The organism is Methylobacterium sp. PvP105 (genome assembly GCF_017876975.1).
In the GTDB taxonomy this organism is placed as follows: domain Bacteria; phylum Pseudomonadota; class Alphaproteobacteria; order Rhizobiales; family Beijerinckiaceae; genus Methylobacterium; species Methylobacterium radiotolerans.
The window spans coordinates 1-19,647 of record NZ_JAGIPA010000006.1; the positions used below are offsets into that span (position 1 = coordinate 1).

Sequence of the window (19,647 nt, forward strand, 5' to 3'; positions counted from 1 at the left end):
CCGCACGAGCTCAGACCCTCAGCGCATGGCTCGGCCCGTGCCACGACCCGCGCGGATTCGCGTGTGCCCGCTCCGGTCGAGGTCGACCGCTGCCCCCCGACAGCCCTTCGACGGTTCCGTTTTCCCCGATTCTGACAGGATGAGAACTCCAGTACTCGTGCGCTTCGCGGATTTGCACCCTCCCCCATCGCTCAGCGTGGCCCGGTGATCCTCAGCACCCGAGAGTTCTCTGCCCGGCTTGCGCGCCAGCCGCATCCACGCCTGCCACTCGGGCGAGACGATGCGCACGACGTTGGTGTCGTTCCTGAAGCCCGTCACCCGCCGCTCCTCGACGGTGACGAGCCCGAGTCTCTTGGCCTCGCGCAGGGCGTTGCGGACGGTAGTCTCGGCCACGCCCGCGATCGCCGCGAGCTGCCCCACGGCCAGTCGGCAATCGCCTCGTTTTGAGGTTTCCGTGGCCACCAGGGCCAGCACCGCCTGCTCGGCCAGGGTGAACTGGGCCGCTAACCCCGGCGGCAGCCTTCCCGAAGCCGCCCAGCGGCGGCGGCGCTCCAGCGAGGCCTCCGTGCGCGGGCGTGAGCCGACGGCCCTCCTGGGTGCTCCTGCGCCGTCCTGGAACGTGGGCGCGATTGCAGCCTCAGGGCTGGGTCGTAGACCCGCCGGTAGCCGACGAGCCGCGGGCGCGTCCGTGCGCGCCTCGATCAGCCCGGACAGGGTCTCGGCCTCGGTCTCCGTGACGTGCCCTTCGCCGTAAGCGCGCCAGAGCAGCGCCGTCACGGACGGAAGGGTGATTCGGTCAGCCGCCTCGATCGCGCAGCGGATTTTTTCGGCAAACACGTGTCTTGGCCCTTTTCCATAGGGCCACAGGGGGACGTTTGGCGGCGCAAGCTGTGCGCTCCGTTCAAGACAAGCCGATATCGTTGCCGGAACCGGGGTTCCGACTTGACGCCTGAGGGCGCTTTATGGCTTGTGAGGGATGCTGTTGTGCCTCACAGGCCATCTCGATTTCGAAGGCCTCACCCTTGCCGGGGTGGGGCCTTTGGCTTTTCAGGGTCCTACTGCGGCGATTGCTCTCCTGAATGGCTGGCTCACGACTCGCTTGGGCGAGCACGGCCATGACAGCCCATGTCGACCGGGCGGCACGGCTAAGTCAACGTTGCGGGTGGCTGATGACCTTTTTCCTGCCGTCCTGAACCACCCCATATTCCGGTAGGCACTTCTCCTTATTCGATGAACGTAGCGCGCGTGCCCCTCCGGCGAGGCGAGAGCACGCGGCCAGGCGGTGACCGCCGCGACGGTTTTGGCGGTGGCGCGCACCATCTCGGCCGAAAATTCGGCCCGGTTGAGCCGGGGAATAAGACTCGCTCGCTTTGTAGGACAAAACGGCCAAGGTTTAGTATTTAGTGGAAACCAATCAGCTGTCTGACAGCTGTCTGATACCCTCATACGAATACCGGGGAGGGCGCCTAGCGCCGTTCAGTCAGACATACGCCAGGATCCAGACAGCTTTCCGAAAGAGAATGGCTATCTGACAGCTTTCTGGTTATAAACAGGGTGTCGCCGGGTTAAGGTGGCTTTTACCGCAGAGCTGGAAGCTTCCCGGAACCGGATGGCTTTCCGACAGCTTCCCGGCACCTAACGGCTGCCCGGCAGCTTCCCGGTGCCTGACAGCTTCTAACGAGGTGTCTATGCCTGTCATCACGTTCTCATCGCCTAAGGGCGGTGCCGGCAAAACCACGGCTGCCTGCATCCTCGCCAGCATGCTGGCGGAGCAGGGAGCGACCGTAACCATCATCGACGCCGACCCCAATCAGTTCGTCCAAGAATGGGCGCAGCTGCCGGGCCTGCCCGCCACCCTTCAGGTCGTAGGCGGCGCGACGGAAGAGACGATCATGGACAAGATCGAGGAGGCGGCCAGCATGACCGCCTTCGTGATCGTGGATCTGGAGGGCTTGGCGAGCCTCATGGTCAGCCACGCAATCTCGATGTCCGACCTAGTTGTGATCCCCGTCCAAGGCTCGCAGTTCGACGCCTCGCAGGCTGCCCGTCAGATCGGGCTCATCAAGCGGACGGAGAAGCGCGGGGGGAGGGCCATTCCCTACACGGTGCTGATCACGCGCACGAATCCCGCGATCATGCCCCACACCCTCAAGCACATCTTGCAGAGCTTCGACGAGCGCGCGATCCCGGTCCTGAAAACCCGCTTGTGCGACCGTGAGGCCTACCGTGCCATGTTCTCCTATGGTGGCACGCTGCAGGGCCTAGCAGGGAAGGGGGTCGCCAACACGACCGTGGCGATCAACAACGCGGCCGAGTACGCCGCGGAGATTGTGCAGCGCCTGCGCGACAAGCGCGAGCAGGCCAAGGAGGTTGCGTGATGCCCGGCCAGCCCAAGCCTGAACGCACCGATCCGCTCGGCAAGCTCGACCTCGGTGGACTGGACGACTTCAAGCCCACGCCACGCGCTGCCCAGCAGCCGAAGCCGCCGGTCGAGGCAATTCGTGCCGTCTCCGAAGCGGAAGGTTTCCCCAGCCGCGAGTCCGCCCCACGCGAGAAGGCGAAGCCGGCATTGGCCAAGGTCGAACAGCGCCGCTACCGCACCGGCCGCAACAAACAGCTCAGCCTCAAGGTGACGGAAGAGACCGCCCAGCGCTTCACCCGCCTAGCCGACGAACACCGCTTGGTGCTTGGCGAGCTGCTGGAAAGAGCGCTTGAAGCCTACGAGGCCGCCCACAAAAGGAAATGACCTTCTCAAAAGCCTATCGGGCACCGAATAGGAAGCCAAAAGAAACCAGACAGCTGCCAGGAAGACCCACGGCGCCTCCCACACAGGGCACAATCAAGGTCTGGAAGGCCAAGCCAAGCTGGTTCGTCGTCATGCGCATAAGGGCAGCTTACGGAGCGTTGAGCTCTCAAGCGTGAGATCGTGGTGATGGCCAAACGAGCATGGCCAATTTCGCCACCTGCTGGAGCTTCGCGCGGCTCCCGCCGTCGCGCGCCAGGGTGGACAGTCCCTGGATCGCCGTTATGACGAAAGCTGCCAGCGCCGTCGGATCCGCCGTGCCCGGGACGTCTCCCGCGTCGATGCCGGCGGCGATCTTGTCGCGCAACGCGGCTTCGATCTCCCGACGGATCGCGGCCAATTCCTCTTTGACATCCTCAGCCTCGGCCGAGACCGCGATCGCCGAGCTGGCCAGCAGGCACCCCGCCGGCGTGTCCGTGCGGGTGAACGCCATCGCTGCGCCGTTAATCAGCGTGCGCGCGGCTGCCTCGGCGGTGGGTGCCTCCGCGATCACGTCAATGGGCGACTGCGGCTGCGCCAATTAGCGCCGGACCGCAGATCGGAACAGCCCCTTCTTGTCGCCGTAGGCGACGTAGATGCTCGGCGGTGTAACCCCCATCGCCCGCGTAAGCTCGGCAAGGGAGGTGGCCTCATAGCCGTAGCGCCAGAACAGCAGCATGGCCGGGAGCAGGGCAGCATCTGGGTCGAATGAAAGCGGGCGGCCGGTCTTGCGCCTGGATGTTGGGTCGATTGGTTTCATATCAAACAATACGAAAATTTAAGCAATGTAGCTGACCGACAACCGCACCTTGGGCCGCTCTGACCTCGCCGTGAGCCCCCTCGCGCTGAGCACGATGACCTTCGGCACTGCGCCTTGGGGCTCGAACGAGGCAGACAGCCGGGCGGTGTTCGACGCCTACGTGGACGCGGGTGGCAACTTCGTCGACACTGCCGATGTCTATGTGTGAAAGAGCCTCAAAGGCTGACCGCTCTCTCAGGTCACTTTAAGTCATTGCTCTTAAATTAAAATTTGTACCGAAGGTGGGGCACGATCGTGCCCCACCTTCGGTACAAATTTCTTAGCTTCCATAATGGATTACATCTGCTTTGCGCGGCTTCATCCTTCGACGCCTATCTACACCACAGTCAACTTCAGTTAGATGTCGACTTCCAAAACTCTTGGCGGGGAGCATCTGAACAGTGACGCCAACCTCGTAAGGAAGACCCCGGAGGAGCGCAACCGCGTCCTGACAACTCTCTTAATACATCTCGCTGAGGCAATGATACATGAAATTATTTAATTGATATTGAGTGTTTTTTGAACAACGATGCCTCTTGGAGTTATTATTCAAATTACAAAATACTTACGTCATTTAAGTCAAGTACGAATGAATGATCTCGATCAATTCCTCGCCGGCGTCCTCGCGCGTCTCCTCGGGCAAGTTGGCCTGCGGGATCAGATACTCACGGACATGTTCCTCCAGAACCTCGGCCATCAGACCATTGATCGCACCCCGTGCGGCGGTGATGCGCTGCAGAAGATCGGAGCAGCTCGACTCGCCCTGCAAGGCGCGCTCGATGGCGTCGACCTGACCGCGCAGGCGCCGCACCCGGTTCACCAACCCGCGCTTGTCCCGCAGTACGTGCGTGTCACTCCGAGCCTGTGATCCCGCGTCGACACTGTCATCCCGTCTCGCCATCGAATTCGTCCGACCTGCCAGTTTTAGAACTTTTCCAAAGAACCCGGCTTGACAGCCGTCAGCCTCGTCACCATACCCGGTCAGGTATCCGGCCGTGCGCCGGGTCCGATGTCAACGCCTCGGGACCGATGAACCCTCGATCTAGACCCTCATCCTCCATCGGTGAAGGCCGCGCACCGTCCGGTGCGGGCTCGCGCCGGCGGGGGATGGTCGACCCGCGCGGAGCGGAGCGCCATCATCTGACGGTCTGAGCCGGCAAGACCTCGTCTCGCCAGCTTCGTCAGCTGGCGCTCAAACCTCCTCTCGGGTCGCATCCGCAACCACCCGACGAACAGGAGGTGACCATGGCTTTCGTCCACGCCCTCGCGCCCGCGCTGCCCTACGCGCTGCGGTCCGGGCTCTTCCCTCAGCGGCGCAGCGGCGCCAGCCCGGCCGCTCCCACATCGACGCGTCCCGTCACCGGTGACACGTTGGCACCGGCCAAGTGGGCGGGCGATCACGTCGTCGCCGTCTGGCGACGCGACGAAGCGGATCGTCTCGTCTGCGCCTGGCAACTCGCACCCCGCTGATCCGACAAGCCGCCGATACCCGCTGAGGTATCGGCGGCTCCGCGCTGTGAAAGCACCATGACAGGCCGATCTTCATCCACTGTGGAGCCTCCCAGTCGCGCGCGCGACCGACGGATCTCCCACACCCGCCCCGGCTCGGATCGCGAGCACGGCGTCATCTGGCGCGACAACCTCTCCTCGCGAGCGGCCTGAACCGCACCGGAATGCCTTGCCCGAGCCCAGCCGGTCGCACGCGACCCAAGCTCGGAGTCATCATGCATGGTTTCTCTCGTCCGCGATCCCCTGCCGCCGCGTCGCGGCGTGCCGTCCTTTGCGGCGGCGGATGACGATGCCGACCCGGGAGGCCGGCTTGCTCCGTCCTGTCCCGGCGCGCCCGAGGGTGTCCGCGCGACAGGGCCCGATGAGATCGCCAGGCTCTACGCCGCGCTCGATCTGGTCTCCCCGCAGACCAATCCGCGCACGGCGCGACTGCTCGCGGCCGGCGCCAAGCGCATGGCGCAGAAGCTGATCGAGGAGGCGGGCGAGGTCGCACTCGAGGCGTCGCGCCAGCACGCTCGCGCCACCGTGCGCGAGAGCGCCGATCTGCTCTACCACCTCGTCGTGCTCTGGCGCGAGTGCGGCATCGCCCCGGACGAGATCTGGGCCGAGATGTACCGGCGTGCCGAGCGCTTCGGCATCGCCGAGAAGCTGCCCAAGGGCAGCTCTGAAGCGGGCGGCGTTCGCGCCGCCGACGATTTCACCTGATCCTCGGCGTCGGACGACACCTATGACCGCTCACACCTCGGCGCTCGACGCGTCCAGCCTTCCCGCCACGGCCGTCTTGGACGAGGCCCATCGCGGCGACATTCGCGGCGCGCTCGGCACCATCGCCGAGGGCGATCACGCACCCCGGATCGGCTGGGGGGCGCGCCTCAAGACGCTCCTGGCGATCCTCGGTCCCGGGCTCATCGTCATGGTCGGCGACAACGATGCCGGCGCCTTCGGCACCTACACCCAGGCCGGCCAGAACTACGGCACGGCGCTGCTGTGGACGCTGGCGCTGCTGATCCCGGTCCTGTTCGTAAACCAGGAGATGGTGCTGCGCCTCGGCGCGGTCACGGGCGTCGGGCACGCCCGCCTCATCCTAGAGCGGTTCGGCGGGTTCTGGGGCGCGTTCAGCGTCATCGACCTGTTCCTCCTCAACGCCCTGACGCTCGTCACCGAGTTCATCGGCATCAGCCTCGGCCTCGATTATCTCGGTGTGCCAAAGCTCTGGGGCGTGCTCGCAGCTGCAATCCTCGTGATCGCGGCCGCGAGCACCGGCGACTTCCGCCGCTTCGAACGCTTCGCGCTGGCGCTCGTCGCCGGCAGCCTCCTGCTCGTGCCCGTGGTGCTGATCGTGCACCCGCCGGTAGGCCAGATCGCCCGGGACTTCCTCGTGCCGCGGCTCCCCGCGGGCGCCAAGCTCTCGGAGGTGATGCTGCTGATCATCGCCATCGTCGGCACCACGGTGGCGCCCTGGCAGCTGTTCTTCCAGCAGAGCTACGTCATCGACAAGCGGATCACGCCGCGCTTCATGCGCTACGAGAAGGTCGATCTCTGCCTCGGCATCGTGCTCGTCATCGTCGGCGCGGTAGCGATGATGGCCTTCTGCGCCGCGACCTTCGCCGGAAGGCCCGAGTTCGGCAATTTCGGTGACGCGGGCGGGGTCGCAGCCGGGCTGGAGCGGTATGTCGGCCCGGTGCCGGCGGTGCTGTTCGCGCTCGCGCTCATCGACGCCAGCATCATCGGTGCGGCCGCCGTGTCGCTGGCTACCGCCTACGCCATCGGCGACGTCCTCGCCCTGCGGCACTCGCTGCATCGCAAACCCGGCGAGGCCAAGGGCTTCTTCCTGGTCTACTCCGGACTGATTGCACTGGCCGCAGGGTTGGTGCTGACGCCCGGCACGCCGCTCGGCCTGCTCACCAACGCCGTGCAGACGCTGGCCGGCGTGCTCCTGCCCAGCGCCAGCGTGTTCCTGCTCCTGCTGTGCAACGACAGGGCCGTGCTCGGGCCGTGGGTGAACGGGCGCGCGATGAACCTGTTCACCGGCGCGGTGATCTCCGTGCTTGTGATGCTCTCGCTGATCCTGACCGCGTCCGTCCTGTTCCCGGACGCCACGAACGAGACCGTCATCGTCGGCGTGCTCGTCGGCGGCAGCCTCGTCGCGCTGGTCACCGCGGGCGCGCTCGCGCTCCTGCGTCGGCGCACGTGCGCCGACGGGTTGGCCGTCGATCCCGCGGCCGGCGACCGGGCAACCTTGCCGCGCGAGCGCTGGCGGATGCCGCCGCTGGATCAGCTCCCGCTCGCCAAGCTGTCGCTGCCGGCGCGCGTGTGGATGGTGGTGCTGCGCGCCTACCTCGTCGTCGCTGGCGGCCTCGTCCTGATGCGCATCGTCGGCCTCGCCCTCGGCGGCGAGGGCTAGACCGGTGCGGCGGCGCTTCATCCCGGCCGCCGTCCGAGCCGGCCTGCTCCGGTGGCTCAGGTCGGACCTGGCCGCGCTCCACCTCGGCCTGCACGACCCGGCTGTGTGGCGGCGCGCGGCGATCCTCGCGTGCCTGCGCGATCGCCGGCCGGATCTGCTGACGGCCGACTCGCAGGGTTCGGCTGCCCTCGCGGACCGGATCCTGAGTGACGCCCTGGGCGACTTCACTGCGGCCTCGAGCCGATGCGGACGGGCGCCATGACCGGCACGCTCACCCTCTTGCACATTGCGGGCGCCGTCGCGCTGCTCCTGTGGGGCACGCACATGGTCACGACCGGCCTCGCCCGCGGCTTCGGGCCGGAGCTGCGCGACCTGATCGGGCGCGGGCTCAAGGGCCGAGCACGCGCCTGTTTCGCGGGTCTGCTCGTCACGGCGGTGCTCCAGAGCAGCACCGCCACCGCGCTCATGGCGACCGCCTTCGCCGCGAGCGGCACCCTCGACCTCTCGGCCGGCCTCGCCCTCATGCTCGGCGCCAACGTCGGTACGGCGTTGATCGTGCAGGTGCTGTCCTTCGACGTGGCCGCGGCCGCCCCCATCCTGATCCTGTTCGGGTTCCTGTTGTTCCGCGCGCGCGCGGATCGGTCCAAACCGCGCAATCTCGGCCGGGCACTGATCGGCCTCGGCTTGATGCTGACGGCGCTCGCGTTGCTCGGACAGTGCCTCACCGCCGTCGAGGCCACGCCGATCCTACGCAGCCTCGTGGGGGCGCTTGCGGCCGAGCCGGTCCTGGCCGTCCTGGCGGCGGCGATGCTCGCCTGGGCGGCTCATTCCAGCGTGGCGGCGATCCTGTTCATCGTCTCGCTCGGGGGTGCAGGCGTGATCACCCTTGAGGGTGCCCTCGCCCTCGTGCTCGGCGCCAACCTCGGCGCGGCACTGCCGCCCTATCTTGAAGCAGCCGGTGCGCCGGCAGCGCGCCGGCTTCCCCTGGGCAACCTGCTCGTGCGAGCGGCCGGCTGCGCCGCCGCGCTGCCGCTCCTCGACCCGATCACCGCAGGTCTCGCCGAGTTCGGCGTCGCTGACCCCGCGCGCGGAGCCATGGCGTTCCACCTCGCGCTCAACCTCGCGCTCGCCATCCTCGTCCTACCCTGGACGGCCGCGCTTGGCCGCCTCACCACGCGTCTCTTGCCCGCGCCGATCATGCCTGAGAGCGCACGGCAAGACGCGCCGATCGCGGAACTCCCGCACCACCTCGACCTCACCGCCCTGGCGACCCCGAGCCTGGCCCTCGCCAACGCCGCCCTTGAAGCCCTGCACATGGCGGATCTGGCCGGCGCAGCCCTGCGCGATGCCCTTCAGGCGTTCCGCACCGGAGATCGGACCTTGGCCGGTGCAGCCGGGCGGCGGGACGCGGCCATCGACCGGATCGGGCTCGCGATCCGGCGTTACCTGGCCGACCTCGGCGGCGAGGAGGTCGGCACCGTCTCGGCGGATGCGCAGGCGCGAGCCCAGGAGATCCTGACCTTCGTGCTCAACCTCGAGCACGTCGGTGACATCATAGCCCATAACCTGGTCGCGTTCGCCAGCCGGCGGCTGAAACGGACCGGCGAGCCGTTCTCCGTCGAGGAACTCGCCGACATCGAACGGCTCCACGCCGAGGCGCTCACCAGCCTGCAGCTCGCGCTCGCTGCGTTCCTACGCGACGACCTCGACGCCGCGCGGTCGGTGGCCCGGCGCAAGGGTCTCCTGCGCGCGCTGGAGCGCGCGGCCATCGACCGGCACGTCGCGCGCCTGCGCGATGCGCCGCACGACGCCGATCCGGCCGCGATGGCGGAGGCGAATGCGCTGTTCCTGCGGACGCTGCGCGATCTGCGCCGGGTGCACTCGCACGTCGCCGCGCTGTGCGCGCCCCTGCTCGAACGGCGGCACGAGGCGGTGCTCGGCGGCGAGGACGAGACCATCTCGGCCGGCGGTCCGGGCGGCGACGGCGAGGATCCGGTTCAGGAGGCGTCGAGCCTCCGGCCGGCAGCTTGAGCGGGAGACGACCATGCGGCTTGTCATTGGGGGCAGCGGTCATCTGGAATACCGGGATCTCGTGAGCTTCGAGTTGGCGAAGCTGCACCGCCGCTGCCGAGTCATGGTCCTGATCCACGGCGGTCTGGGCGGCGTCTGCGCGGCGGCCGAGGACTGGGCGCGGCGGGCCGGTGTGCACGTGGTGCGCTACCCGCCGAACTGGGTTCGCTACGGTAAGACGGCGGAGGCGGTGCGCAACCGATTCATGCTGAAGGACGCCCGACCCGATCTAGTGGCGGCCTTCCCCGGCGGCCCGCACACGCTGGATCTCGTGCGATGCGCCCTTCGGGCACGGCTCGCCGTCTACGAGGTGCCCGAGCGCGACGTGCCGGCCCAGACGATCCTCGACCGTGCGGACGGGCCGCCGGGTCGAGATCGCTCGAACGGGCTTCGAAGCCAGCGCGCTATCGTGCTGCACATCTGAACATCGACCGACACAGGGAGATCATCGTGGTTCGGCATCCCAACCTCGCGAGGCTGCTCTCAGGCCTCGGTCGATCGGCGTTCGGGCTGACGATGCGGGCCTACCGCGCCGGCCTGATCGGGCGGCGCGGCGCCCTGATCGGGACGCAGGTCGCGCATCAGCTGAGCCGAATGGGCTTGCAGGTCGCGCTCGACCACCGGCCGCTCGCGCGGCCACCCCGCGCAGGGCCGGGGACGGAGCGAGGCTCGACCGCGGGGCCAGCCGAGCTTCCGGTGCTGGTGCATATCCTCGAACACGCACTGCACGTCCTCTCGATCCTGCCGCGGATCATGCGCTCACGCCGTTTCGGGACGGCTCTGCTGATCCGCCTCGCCGTTGCCGGTCTGGGCGACGTGGGTTTTGCCATGCTCCGTCATGAACATATCGCGTGATCCAAGCTCCCGAATGGATCCGAGATCTCATCAAACATTCGTTTTATCGTAGATGCACAAAAAGATGAAATTCATACAGTAAAAATTGAGGCTATGCCATGAGATATCTGCAAATTCAGATCTTATCGCCGATCGAGAAGCTTTTATCGCTTCTGGGTGGCGCCGTCGCGATCCTATGCTTGGACCAAGCGCGGGCCGCCGAATGGAGAGGTTCATCGTCGGATCGCCCGACCGTCGCAGACTGGTCCGGCGGGTATCTGGGCGTCGAGGGCAGCGCCGGAGACGCCTACGGCAGCTTCAACTTCGACGCGGGCTCGGTCGAGCGTCGCTCCGTGCCGGCGTTTCGAAGCGGGGATAGCACTGGCCGCAGCGATCAGGGACGCAATGCCACGACGGTGCTGGGCGGTGTCGTCAGCGGCTACAACTGGCAGACCGGTCCGTACGTCTACGGCCTGGAGGCGGACCTCTACGGCGCAAACCTGAAGCGGCCCGTGTCGTCGACCGTGCCGGGGTTCGGCTTCGAGAACGGCGACGCCTCCTTCAGTCTCATCCGCGCTCAGGCAGATCTGTTCGGCGCTGCCCGCGCCCGTATCGGCTACGCGTTCGAACGCAACCTCGTCTACGCCACCTTCGGCCTCGCGGGCGCCGAGACACGCTTCCGCTCCACGTTTCCCGACCTGGATACCGGCTTCGCCGGGATCGCAAGGCGTGACCACTCCTATCTCGGCTTCACACTCGGGGCCGGCGTGCAGTTCGCAATCGCTGAGAACCTCGCCCTGGGCATCGACTATCGCTATGCCGATTACGGCAGGAGCGCTCGCTTCGGTCTCGGCAGCGTTGCGGGTCCGGACGGCGGGGCGTTCTCGACCCAGGCCTCGTTCACCTCAAACCAAGTGATGGCGCGGCTCCTCTGGGTTCCCGGAGGACTGCGCCTGCCCCCCGAACCCGACGAGCTCGCCCCCCACGATCCGGACAACGGCGACACCGGCCGCTTCTCGCTGCACGGCCAGACGACGTTCATCGACCAGGGGGTGACGGGCTTCCATTCGCCTTACCGCGGCGACAACAGCCTCGTGCCGCATCAGGCGCGCGGCACGCTCACCGCCACCGCCTTCCTCGGGTTCAAGCTGACCGACAACACCGAGCTGTATTACAATCCTGAGTTCGACCAAGGCTTCGGTCTGAGCCGCACGCTCGGCGTGGCCGGCTTTCCCAACGGCGAGGCGCAGAAGGCCGGCTCGTCCTCTCCGAAGCTGCGCTCGCAGCGCTACTTCGTGCGTCAGACCTTCGGGCTCGGCGGCGAGACCGAGACCGTGCCGGACGGGCCGAACCAAGTCGCGATCACACGGGATATCGAGCGGATCACCGTCGCGGCGGGCAAATTCGCGCTGGGCGACTTCTTCGACGGCAACATTTATGCCCACGATCCGCGCGTCGACTTCATGAACTGGTCGCTCTGGGAGTCGGCGGCCTACGATTTCCCGGCCAACCTGCCCGGCTACACCCAGGGCATCGTGGTCGAGTACAACCGTCGCGAGTTCGCGCTGCGCGCAGCCTATACCCAGGTCCCCAAGCTCCCGAGTACGGATCCGCTCGATCCGCGCTTCCCGCGCCGGGGCGGGGCCGTGGTCGAGTTCGAGGAACGCCACGTGCTCCCGATCCTCGACCAGCCGGGAAGGCTGAGGATCGGCGCGTTCTCGCACGAGGGACGTACCGCCAACTACCGGCAGGTGGTCGCGCTCGCGGACTCGATCGACATCCCCGACGTCAACACGGCCGTGAACCTCAGCCGGAGAACCCGCAACAAACGGGGCGCCTACATCAATCTCGAACAGGCGCTCACGCCGGAGATCGGCCTGTTCGCCCGGGTCAGCGCCGCCGATGGCCGCAATGAGAACCTCTCCTTCACCGATGTCGATCGGAGCGCCTCCGGTGGGTTCTCGTTCAAGGGCTCCCTGTGGGAGCGACCGAGCGACACGATTGGCATCGGCGCGATGATCAACGGCCTGTCGCGCGCGCATCGGGACTACTTTGCCGCAGGCGGCCTCGGCCTCGTGATCGGTGACGGGCAGTTGCGTTACGGGCCAGAGCGCGGCATCGAGACCTACTATGCGCTGGGTTTGACAAACACGGTGACAGTGTCGTTCGACTATCAGTTCATCGACAATCCTGGTTACAATAAGGATCGCGGCCCAGCCAATTTTTTCAGTAGTCGTCTACACATCGATTTTTAGTTTCTATTTTTGAAATTCACAACCAGTCCAGATGTATATGCCTCACATACTCTGAATCATTATTTCTATCATGTATATCTCGATCTAACCGATCCGTGGGATCCGCGCGTTCAGGCAGACATCAGCCCGAGGCGTACGCAAGTAATCGCGGCCTGCGTGCGCGTCGTCACGTTCAGCTTGCGCATCACGCGGTCTACGTGGAAGTTCACCGTCCGCTCGCTGATACCGAGGAGGGCGGCGATGGCGACAGAGGATTTGCCTTCCACCACCCGGGCGAGGACCTCCCGTTCGCGTTCGGTCAGCGTCGGGCGCTCGGTGTCCCCCACGGCCGGCGCTGTCCGCTGCAGGACGTTGTGCAGGACGGCCAGCAGCAGCTCGAAGTCGATGGGCTTGGCGACGAAGTCGTCGCAGCCCAGCTGGCGCGCCTCGATCTGGTTCTCCCGGCCGGCGAAAGCCGTCAGCAGCACGAACGGGGTCCGCGAGCCGGTCTTGCGCAATGCGCGCAGCAGTTCGAGCCCGCTCAGGCCCGGAAGGTCGATGTCGCAGAGGATCGCGTCGTGCGCCTCGCCCAACCGCGCCAAACCTTGCATGCCGGTGATCGCAAGATCGACACGGAAGCCCGCCTCTGCGAGCACCTCGTTGGTGAGTTCGGCGATGTCGGGATCGTCCTCGATGCACAGGATGCGCCGCGTCACGGCTTCGCTCCGGGCAGATGCAGGTGTACCGTCGTGCCCCGGTCGACCTGGCTCTCGATGCGAACCTGGCCGCCATGCGCCTCGACGAAATGGCGCACGAGATGCAGGCCGATGCCGAGGCCAGGAACACCGCCGCTGTTGGCGGCGCGATAGTAAGGCTCGAAGACCCGATCGAGTTCCTCCAGGGCGATCCCGACGCCGTGGTCGGCCACCGTGATCTCGCTTCCGTCGAGTAGGGCCGAGCGGCCGGCGTGGATGCTGATCGCGCAAGGCTGCGGCGAGTACTTGATCGCGTTCGAAACGAGGTTCGACACCGCCTGATGGATCAGGACGCGGTCGCCGTGCAGGGTTGGCTCGGCCACGCACACGGCGATGTGAACATGCGCGGCCTCATATTCGGCCACGAGCGCCTCGAGGAAAGGGACTGCCTCGATCGCCTCGCGGTTCAGCAAGATCTCTCCACGGCCGACTTCGGCAGCGAGGCGGACGCGCTCGACCAGACCCTTGAGGCGCGTCGCGGCGTGTCGGATCTTCTCGCTGCGAGCGATGATGTCCATCGGCTCGATCGTCTGCGCCAGCTTGCCGAGGCGATAGCCTTGACCGTCGATCGCAGTCAGCGCCGTCGCGATCTCGTGAGTCAGGATCTGCACGAACCGCCGTCCGGTCTCGGCCACCAGCCGTTCTTCGGTCAGACGTGCGTCGACCAGGGCGTGGTTGCGCCGTCGTTGCTCGACCAGGAAGGCGACGAGCCACTGCGCGGCGACCGCGATCACGCGGTTGACGACGAAGCTGAGGACGATCCCGCCCTCCGGCGGTCGAATGAACGAGCCGACCAACGAGGCGGCGGTGGCGAGGGCGGCGAGACGGAACGTGCTGCCGGGACCCATGTAGACGCCGAGGAGGATCGGCAGCGTGTAGGCGAAGCAGATCGAGACGTTGTCGGCGGGCTCGAAGAGATCAGCCGTGAACACGCCGACCACGAGGAGGAGCGCGAGGGCGAGCCTCGGCTTGAGACTAAGCATCGGCAACGTGGTAATTTGGAAGAGCGCTCGTCGCGCCGCGCGACTCGGCTCGATGAGCAGAGGGCGCGCGCGCATGAGACCGACAGGGCTAGCGGCGCGCTTGGGTAACGCTCGGGTTCCCGTATGGTGCGCGCTCGCCAACGCTTTACCCTCCTTACCGACGTAACCCAACACCGATTGAAAGCTCGGGACGGATCGCCGCTACCAATCTTTCACAGAACCTGAGCTGCGACATTCTCGCCGGAACTTAGGGTAGTAGAGCGAGGATCGCGCCGACCTGCAACCTGTCAAACCTGACAGTTAGACGACCCGCGCACGCCGCCCACCGCTTGTAAAAATCATCATACACTTGCCACGGTCCGATATAAAAACCCTAACACTAGGTTGCTAAGCTCAACTTCCGAGGGTGTGCGCCTGTCAGAACTGACAGTTGCCGAAGGAGGAGCAACGCTCTACCGCGAAGCTGCGCCTGTGTGAGCCGGCCGCTCGGGCGTCGGTGCCCGCGACAAGCCAGCGCGATACACGCTGATGCTTCCTGTTCGCAATGTTTAGTTCTGTATGCATCGAGCTGCAAAAGTATGCGCGGCAGTCGTTTAGAAAGGTCGCGGCATGGATGTGCGTAATCAGCTCCGGCCTGATCTTCTCGATGCTGAAGCCGGGACACCGCTGAGGCCATTCGGCTCGCCGACGCTGAAGATCGCCGCCGCGTCTATGCTTCTGATCGGCACCGTCGCGGCGGTTGCCATCTGGCCCGACGCCGCACGCGACGTCGCTGGCAGGACGGCAGCACTCGTCACCGGCCTGTCCGGCCGCCGCGCGGACAGAGCCGATGCTTCCGAACCGGCGACGACAATCGCGGTCGAGCGCAGCTTTCGGCCGACGCCGATGCAGCTCGCGTCGTTCGGGATCACGAGCGTTCAGGCGACCGAGTTCCGACCGCAAGGACTGGCCGAAGGGCGCATCGCGCTCAACGATGACGACAACGTGCCGGTCTACTCTCCCTATGCTGGGCGTGTCACCAAGATCACCGCCAAGGCAGGTGACGACGTGAGGGCGGGCCAGCCCCTGTTCACCGTCGAGGTGACCGACATGGTCCAGGCGCAGAACGATTTCCAGAGCGCGATCAACGCCCTCAACAAAGCCCAGGAGCAGCTCAAGCTCAACCAGATCATCGCCGCGCGCCAGCAGGTGCTATTCCAGGCCAAAGCCGCCGCGCTCAAGGATTATCAGAGCGCCGAGAACGACGTCATCTCGGCCCAGAGCGACAAACAGACCGCGGAGGCGGCCCTGGAGGCGGTCAAGAACCGCCTGCGGATCCTGGGCAAGACCGACGCGGAGATCGCCGCGTTCCAGAAGAACAGCAGCATGAGTCCGGAGACGGTGATCCGAGCGCCGATCGCCGGGACAGTCGTGCAGCGCAAGGTCGGCCTCGGCCAGTACCTCGGCACCGGCAGCGATCCGGTCTTCACCATCGGCGATCTCGCGACCGTGTGGCTGATCGCCAACGTGCGCGAGAGCGACATCCCCCGCATCCGGCTCGGTCAGCCGGCCGTGGCGACCGTCAACGGCTTCGGCGACCGCACCTTCCGCGCGCGTGTCACCTACATGGCCGCGAGCCTCGATCCGGCGACGCGCCGGCTCGCGGTCCGGTGCGAGGTCGAGAACCCCGATCAAGAACTCAAGCCTGAGATGTTCGCGCGGTTCGCGATCATCACCGGCGACGCCGTGAGCGGCCCGGCGGTCCCAGAGAGCGCGGTCGTTCAGGAGGGGGACCGCGCGCATGTCTGGGTGCTGCGCCCGGACGGCGCGGTCGAGGCCCGCGAGATCAAGCTCGGGCTGCGTGACGGTGATCTTCTGCAGGTCACCGAGGGCTTGCAGACCGGCGAACGGATCGTCTCGCGCGGCGCCCTCTTCATCGATCGGGCCGCGAGCGGAGAGAAGGCTTCATGATCACCGATCGACGAGCTTCGGCTTGCACCGCAACCGACCGCGGGAAGTTGTCATGACCGGCGTCATCACCTTCGTCCTGCGCCAGCGCGTCCTCGTCCTCCTGCTGTTTCTCGCGACGCTGGTAGTCGGCGCGGCCAGCTATGCCCAACTGAACATCGAGGCTTATCCCGACCCCGTGCCGCCGCTCGTGGACGTGATTACCCAGAACCCCGGCCAATCGGCCGAGGAGATCGAGCGCTACATCACCATCCCGCTGGAGGTGCAGCTCGCCGGCATCCCGAATGCCACCGTCGTGCGGACGATCTCGCTGTTTGGCCTCTCCGACGTGAAGGTCCAGTTCAACTACAATTTCACCTATGAGGAGGCCGAGCAGCGGGTCCTCAACCGCTTGTCGCAGCTCAGCCCCCTGCCGAACGGCGCCCAGCCCTCAATCTCGCCGGTGAGCCCGATCGGCGAGATCATGCGCTATCAGCTGGTCGGACCGAAGGGGTTCTCGCCCACCGACCTCAAGACGCTCCAGGACTGGATCCTGCAGCGGCGGTTCAAGGCGATCCCCGGGGTCATCGACGTCACCGGCTTCGGCGGCAAGACCAAGGAATATGAGATCGCCGTCGACCTCGCCCGGCTTCAAGGGCAGGGCCTGACCTTGGTGCAACTCGTCACGTCCCTGAACAACTCCAGCATCAACGTCGGCGGTCAGACGCTGAACATCGGCGAGCAAGCGGCCGTGGTGCGCGGCATCGGTTTGATCCGCGATCCGGACGACATCCGCAACACCATGCTCACGCAGGTGAACGGAACGCCCGTGCTCGTGCGCGACGTCGCCGAGGTGCGGGTCTCGAACGCACCCCGGCTCGGCATCGTCGGCCACGACGATCAGGACGACATCGTGCTCGGCATCGTGCTGCTGCGCCGCGGCAGCCCGAGCCTGCCGACGATCCAGCGCGTGGAAGCCGAGATCGAGAAGATCAACGCGAGCGGCATTCTCCCGCCCGACGTGCGCATCGTGCCGCTCTACGACCGGTCGGGGCTGATCGGCAAAACCACGCACACGGTGATGCACAACCTCGTCTTCGGCGTGGCGCTCGTGTTCGTGGTTCAGTGGCTGTTCCTGGGCTCGCTGCGAAGCGCCATCATCGTGGCGGCGACGATCCCGTTCGCCCTCGCCTTCGCGGTGGCGATCTTGGTGATCCGCGGCGAGTCGGCCAACCTGCTGTCGCTCGGTGCCATCGACTTCGGCCTGATCGTCGATGCGACCGTGATCATGGTCGAGAACGTCTTCCGACACTTGTCGGAGCATCCCGGCGGTCCGATCACGCACGCCGATGACGCTGGCGATGAGGGGTCGGCCCTGACGGGCAAGCTCGGCACCATCAGTTTCGCCGCGTCCGAGGTGAACCGGGCGATTTTCTTCTCGGCGACGATCATCATCGTCGGCTTCCTGCCACTGTTCACGCTGAGCGGCGTTGAAGGGCACATCTTCGGGCCGATGGCCAAGACCTACGCGTACGCGCTGATCGGCGGCCTGCTCGCGACCTTCACGGTCTCGCCGGCCCTGTCGGCCCTGATCCTGCCGAACGAGATGGAGGAGCGCGACACGCTCATCGTGCGCCTCCTGCACTTCGGGCACACGCGCTTCCTGCGCTTCGCCTTGGGCAACAAGATCCTGACGCTCGGCGCCATGCTCGTCGTCCTGCTCGTCGCCGGCACGATGGTCCGCTCGCTCGGCCTGGAGTTCCTGCCCAAGCTCGAGGAGGGCAATCTCTGGATCCGCGGGACGATGCCACCCTCGATCTCGCTCGAGGCCGCGAACACCTACGTCAACCGGATACGCGCCGTGCTCAAGGCGTATCCGGAGGTGGAGACCACGATCACGCAGCATGGCCGGCCCGACGACGGCACGGACGCGACCGGCTTCTTCAACGTCGAGATCTTCGCACCGCTGACCGACGAGGAGACTTGGCCATCGGGGCTGACCAAGGAGCGGCTCGTCGAGGATATGTCAAAGACGCTGGAGGAGCACTTCCCCGGCGTCGAGTTCAACTTCTCCCAGTACATCCAGGACAATGTCGAGGAAGCGGCTTCCGGCGTGAAGGGCGAGAACTCCGTCAAGGTGTACGGCAACGATCTCAGCGCGATCTCGCAGGCGGCCGAGCAGATCAAGGCGGCCCTGGCCGAGGTGAAGGGCATCACCGACTTGGCGATCTTCACCTCACTGGGTCAGCCGACGGTCCGCATCACCGTCGATCGCGAGAAGGCGGCCCGGTACGGGCTGGCGCCCGGGGATGTGAACACCACGGTTCAGGCCGCGATCGGCGGTCAGACCGCGGGTGACGTGTACGAGTATGGCTCGGATCGGCACTTCGCGATGCGCGTGCGCCTGGCCTCGGCGTACCGCCGCGACCTCGCCACGATCCGCAACATCACGGTGGGCGCCCAGAATCCGAGCGGCGGCGTGATTCCCGTGCCGCTTTCTGAGATCGCCACGGTCGAGCTCGTCTCGGGCGCCTCGTTCATCTATCGCGAGGGTCAGCAGCGCTACATCCCGGTCAAGTTCTCGGTGCGGGGACGCGACCTCGGCGGCGCCGTGATCGAGGCGCAGAACCGGGTCGCCCAGCAGGTCCAGTTGCCGCCGGGCTCTCACCTCGAATGGGTCGGCGAGTTCGGGAACCTGCAGGACGCGATCGCCCGACTGAAGGTCGTCGTCCCGATCACGCTCGCGCTGATCGCCCTGCTCCTTTACATCAACTTCTCATCGGCCACCGACATGCTGCTGACGCTGTCGGTGATCCCGATGGCGATGATCGGCGGCATCTTCGCCCTCGTGCTGACGGGGACGCCGTTCTCGGTCTCGGCGGCGATCGGCTTCATCGCGCTGTTCGGCATCTCGACCATGGAGGGCGTGATCCTGCTCGCCTACTACAACCAGCTCGTCGAAGACGGCTGGCAGCGCCGCAACGCGGTGTTCCAGGCCGCGACGGTGCGGATGCGCCCGGTGATGATGACCTGCGTCGCGGCCTGCGTCGGCCTGCTGCCGGCCGCCTTGTCGACCGGCATCGGCTCGCAGGTCCAGAAGCCGCTGGCGCTGGTTGTGGTTGGCGGCATCCTCCTGGCGCCGGCCCTGATCCTGGTCGTTATGCCGATCCTGATCTCGCTGTTCTCGCGGCGGCGACCGGCCAGGAGCACGCAGGTTCGACCCAAAGTACAGGCCGTGTCCGCCCCTTAAACGTCCCGCAATCGCCATAGAGAACGGTCAAGCTCAGATGCTTGCCGTCGCTCGACGGACCACGCCTGCAGAAGTGCCTCGATGCGTCCCGATCTCGATCA

At 66.2% G+C, this 19,647-nt stretch carries 17 protein-coding genes and 1 pseudogene; 12 read left to right on the forward strand and 6 right to left on the reverse strand.

Going from position 1 to position 19,647, the window contains the following annotated elements:
- Nucleotides 1-18: 18 nt before the first annotated feature.
- The gene (locus tag J3A75_RS35765; RefSeq protein WP_053622403.1) at nt 19-837 is read right to left on the reverse strand and encodes a GntR family transcriptional regulator; all 819 of its coding nucleotides are present in this window, start codon (nt 835-837) and stop codon (nt 19-21) included.
- Nucleotides 838-1,688: 851 nt separating this feature from the next.
- On the opposite strand from J3A75_RS35765, the gene J3A75_RS35770 reads away from it, so the two are divergent.
- Nucleotides 1,689-2,378 carry a ParA family protein gene (locus J3A75_RS35770; protein WP_043388460.1) on the forward strand — a complete coding sequence of 230 codons (690 nt, stop codon included), beginning with the start codon at nt 1,689-1,691 and terminating at the stop codon, nt 2,376-2,378.
- Entirely contained in the window at nt 2,378-2,746 is a 369-nt protein-coding gene (locus tag J3A75_RS35775) for a hypothetical protein (RefSeq protein WP_051976340.1), read from the forward strand. Before J3A75_RS35770 ends, J3A75_RS35775 begins: the two co-directional genes overlap by 1 nt.
- Before the next feature lie 166 nt (nt 2,747-2,912).
- On the opposite strand, the gene J3A75_RS35780 is transcribed toward J3A75_RS35775, so the two are convergent.
- Nucleotides 2,913-3,323, reverse strand: a complete 411-nt coding sequence (locus J3A75_RS35780) for a TetR family transcriptional regulator C-terminal domain-containing protein (protein ID WP_238247135.1) — start codon at nt 3,321-3,323, stop codon at nt 2,913-2,915.
- Entirely contained in the window at nt 3,324-3,542 is a 219-nt protein-coding gene (locus J3A75_RS37335; RefSeq protein ID WP_306423994.1) for a TetR/AcrR family transcriptional regulator, read from the reverse strand.
- A gap of 31 nt (nt 3,543-3,573) precedes the next feature.
- Here J3A75_RS37335 and J3A75_RS36910 point away from each other — a divergent pair.
- Nucleotides 3,574-3,744 (forward strand): annotated as a pseudogene (locus tag J3A75_RS36910) (aldo/keto reductase); the annotation flags it as partial.
- 411 nt (nt 3,745-4,155) lie between these two features.
- On the opposite strand, the gene J3A75_RS35790 reads toward J3A75_RS36910, so the two are convergent.
- Complete coding sequence (locus J3A75_RS35790) at nt 4,156-4,482, reverse strand: metal/formaldehyde-sensitive transcriptional repressor (protein WP_053622404.1); 327 nt, start codon at nt 4,480-4,482, stop codon at nt 4,156-4,158.
- 344 nt (nt 4,483-4,826) lie between these two features.
- On the opposite strand from J3A75_RS35790, the gene J3A75_RS35795 reads away from it, so the two are divergent.
- From J3A75_RS35795 to J3A75_RS35825, 7 genes are all read left to right on the forward strand, one after another.
- Complete coding sequence (locus J3A75_RS35795) at nt 4,827-5,051, forward strand: hypothetical protein (RefSeq protein ID WP_043388285.1); 225 nt, start codon at nt 4,827-4,829, stop codon at nt 5,049-5,051.
- 258 nt (nt 5,052-5,309) lie between these two features.
- Complete coding sequence (gene hisE / locus J3A75_RS35800) at nt 5,310-5,795, forward strand: phosphoribosyl-ATP diphosphatase (protein ID WP_051976331.1); 486 nt, start codon at nt 5,310-5,312, stop codon at nt 5,793-5,795.
- A gap of 22 nt (nt 5,796-5,817) precedes the next feature.
- Nucleotides 5,818-7,494 (forward strand): NRAMP family divalent metal transporter, encoded by a 1,677-nt coding sequence (locus J3A75_RS35805; protein WP_043388287.1) that lies wholly within the window; start codon nt 5,818-5,820, stop codon nt 7,492-7,494.
- 258 nt (nt 7,495-7,752) lie between these two features.
- Entirely contained in the window at nt 7,753-9,525 is a 1,773-nt protein-coding gene (locus J3A75_RS35810) for a Na/Pi cotransporter family protein (RefSeq protein ID WP_043388296.1), read from the forward strand.
- A 13-nt stretch (nt 9,526-9,538) separates the two neighbouring features.
- Nucleotides 9,539-9,988 carry an SLOG family protein gene (locus tag J3A75_RS35815; protein ID WP_081948878.1) on the forward strand — a complete coding sequence of 150 codons (450 nt, stop codon included), beginning with the start codon at nt 9,539-9,541 and terminating at the stop codon, nt 9,986-9,988.
- Between the two features lie 26 nt (nt 9,989-10,014).
- Nucleotides 10,015-10,419 (forward strand): hypothetical protein, encoded by a 405-nt coding sequence (locus tag J3A75_RS35820; RefSeq protein ID WP_091995204.1) that lies wholly within the window; start codon nt 10,015-10,017, stop codon nt 10,417-10,419.
- Nucleotides 10,420-10,517: 98 nt separating this feature from the next.
- Nucleotides 10,518-12,653 carry a carbohydrate porin gene (locus J3A75_RS35825; protein ID WP_051976342.1) on the forward strand — a complete coding sequence of 712 codons (2,136 nt, stop codon included), beginning with the start codon at nt 10,518-10,520 and terminating at the stop codon, nt 12,651-12,653.
- A gap of 110 nt (nt 12,654-12,763) precedes the next feature.
- Here J3A75_RS35825 and J3A75_RS35830 read toward each other — a convergent pair whose 3' ends face one another.
- Both J3A75_RS35830 and J3A75_RS35835 read right to left on the reverse strand, forming a co-directional pair.
- Nucleotides 12,764-13,348 (reverse strand): response regulator transcription factor, encoded by a 585-nt coding sequence (locus J3A75_RS35830; RefSeq protein WP_053608462.1) that lies wholly within the window; start codon nt 13,346-13,348, stop codon nt 12,764-12,766.
- Nucleotides 13,345-14,511 carry a sensor histidine kinase gene (locus J3A75_RS35835; RefSeq protein ID WP_143739309.1) on the reverse strand — a complete coding sequence of 389 codons (1,167 nt, stop codon included), beginning with the start codon at nt 14,509-14,511 and terminating at the stop codon, nt 13,345-13,347. The genes J3A75_RS35830 and J3A75_RS35835 overlap by 4 nt, the downstream gene beginning before the upstream one ends.
- Before the next feature lie 468 nt (nt 14,512-14,979).
- Between J3A75_RS35835 and J3A75_RS35840 the strand changes: the two genes are divergently transcribed.
- Both J3A75_RS35840 and J3A75_RS35845 read left to right on the forward strand, forming a co-directional pair.
- Entirely contained in the window at nt 14,980-16,320 is a 1,341-nt protein-coding gene (locus tag J3A75_RS35840) for an efflux RND transporter periplasmic adaptor subunit (protein WP_053608461.1), read from the forward strand.
- A gap of 52 nt (nt 16,321-16,372) precedes the next feature.
- Complete coding sequence (locus J3A75_RS35845) at nt 16,373-19,546, forward strand: efflux RND transporter permease subunit (protein ID WP_053608460.1); 3,174 nt, start codon at nt 16,373-16,375, stop codon at nt 19,544-19,546.
- The last annotated feature ends 101 nt before the right edge of the window (nt 19,547-19,647 follow it).

Bases quoted from the DNA above. Each gene is read 5' to 3' on its own strand.
- J3A75_RS35770 (WP_043388460.1), top strand. From the start codon at position 1,689: ATGCCTGTCATCACGTTCTCATCGCCTAAGGGCGGTGCCGGCAAAACC.
- J3A75_RS35775 (WP_051976340.1), top strand. From the start codon at position 2,378: ATGCCCGGCCAGCCCAAGCCTGAACGCACCGATCCGCTCGGCAAGCTC.
- J3A75_RS37335 (WP_306423994.1), bottom strand. From the start codon at position 3,542: ATGAAACCAATCGACCCAACATCCAGGCGCAAGACCGGCCGCCCGCTT.
- J3A75_RS35790 (WP_053622404.1), bottom strand. From the start codon at position 4,482: ATGGCGAGACGGGATGACAGTGTCGACGCGGGATCACAGGCTCGGAGT.
- J3A75_RS35795 (WP_043388285.1), top strand. From the start codon at position 4,827: ATGGCTTTCGTCCACGCCCTCGCGCCCGCGCTGCCCTACGCGCTGCGG.
- hisE (WP_051976331.1), top strand. From the start codon at position 5,310: ATGGTTTCTCTCGTCCGCGATCCCCTGCCGCCGCGTCGCGGCGTGCCG.
- J3A75_RS35805 (WP_043388287.1), top strand. From the start codon at position 5,818: ATGACCGCTCACACCTCGGCGCTCGACGCGTCCAGCCTTCCCGCCACG.
- J3A75_RS35810 (WP_043388296.1), top strand. From the start codon at position 7,753: ATGACCGGCACGCTCACCCTCTTGCACATTGCGGGCGCCGTCGCGCTG.
- J3A75_RS35815 (WP_081948878.1), top strand. From the start codon at position 9,539: ATGCGGCTTGTCATTGGGGGCAGCGGTCATCTGGAATACCGGGATCTC.
- J3A75_RS35825 (WP_051976342.1), top strand. From the start codon at position 10,518: ATGAGATATCTGCAAATTCAGATCTTATCGCCGATCGAGAAGCTTTTA.
- J3A75_RS35840 (WP_053608461.1), top strand. From the start codon at position 14,980: ATGGATGTGCGTAATCAGCTCCGGCCTGATCTTCTCGATGCTGAAGCC.
- J3A75_RS35845 (WP_053608460.1), top strand. From the start codon at position 16,373: ATGACCGGCGTCATCACCTTCGTCCTGCGCCAGCGCGTCCTCGTCCTC.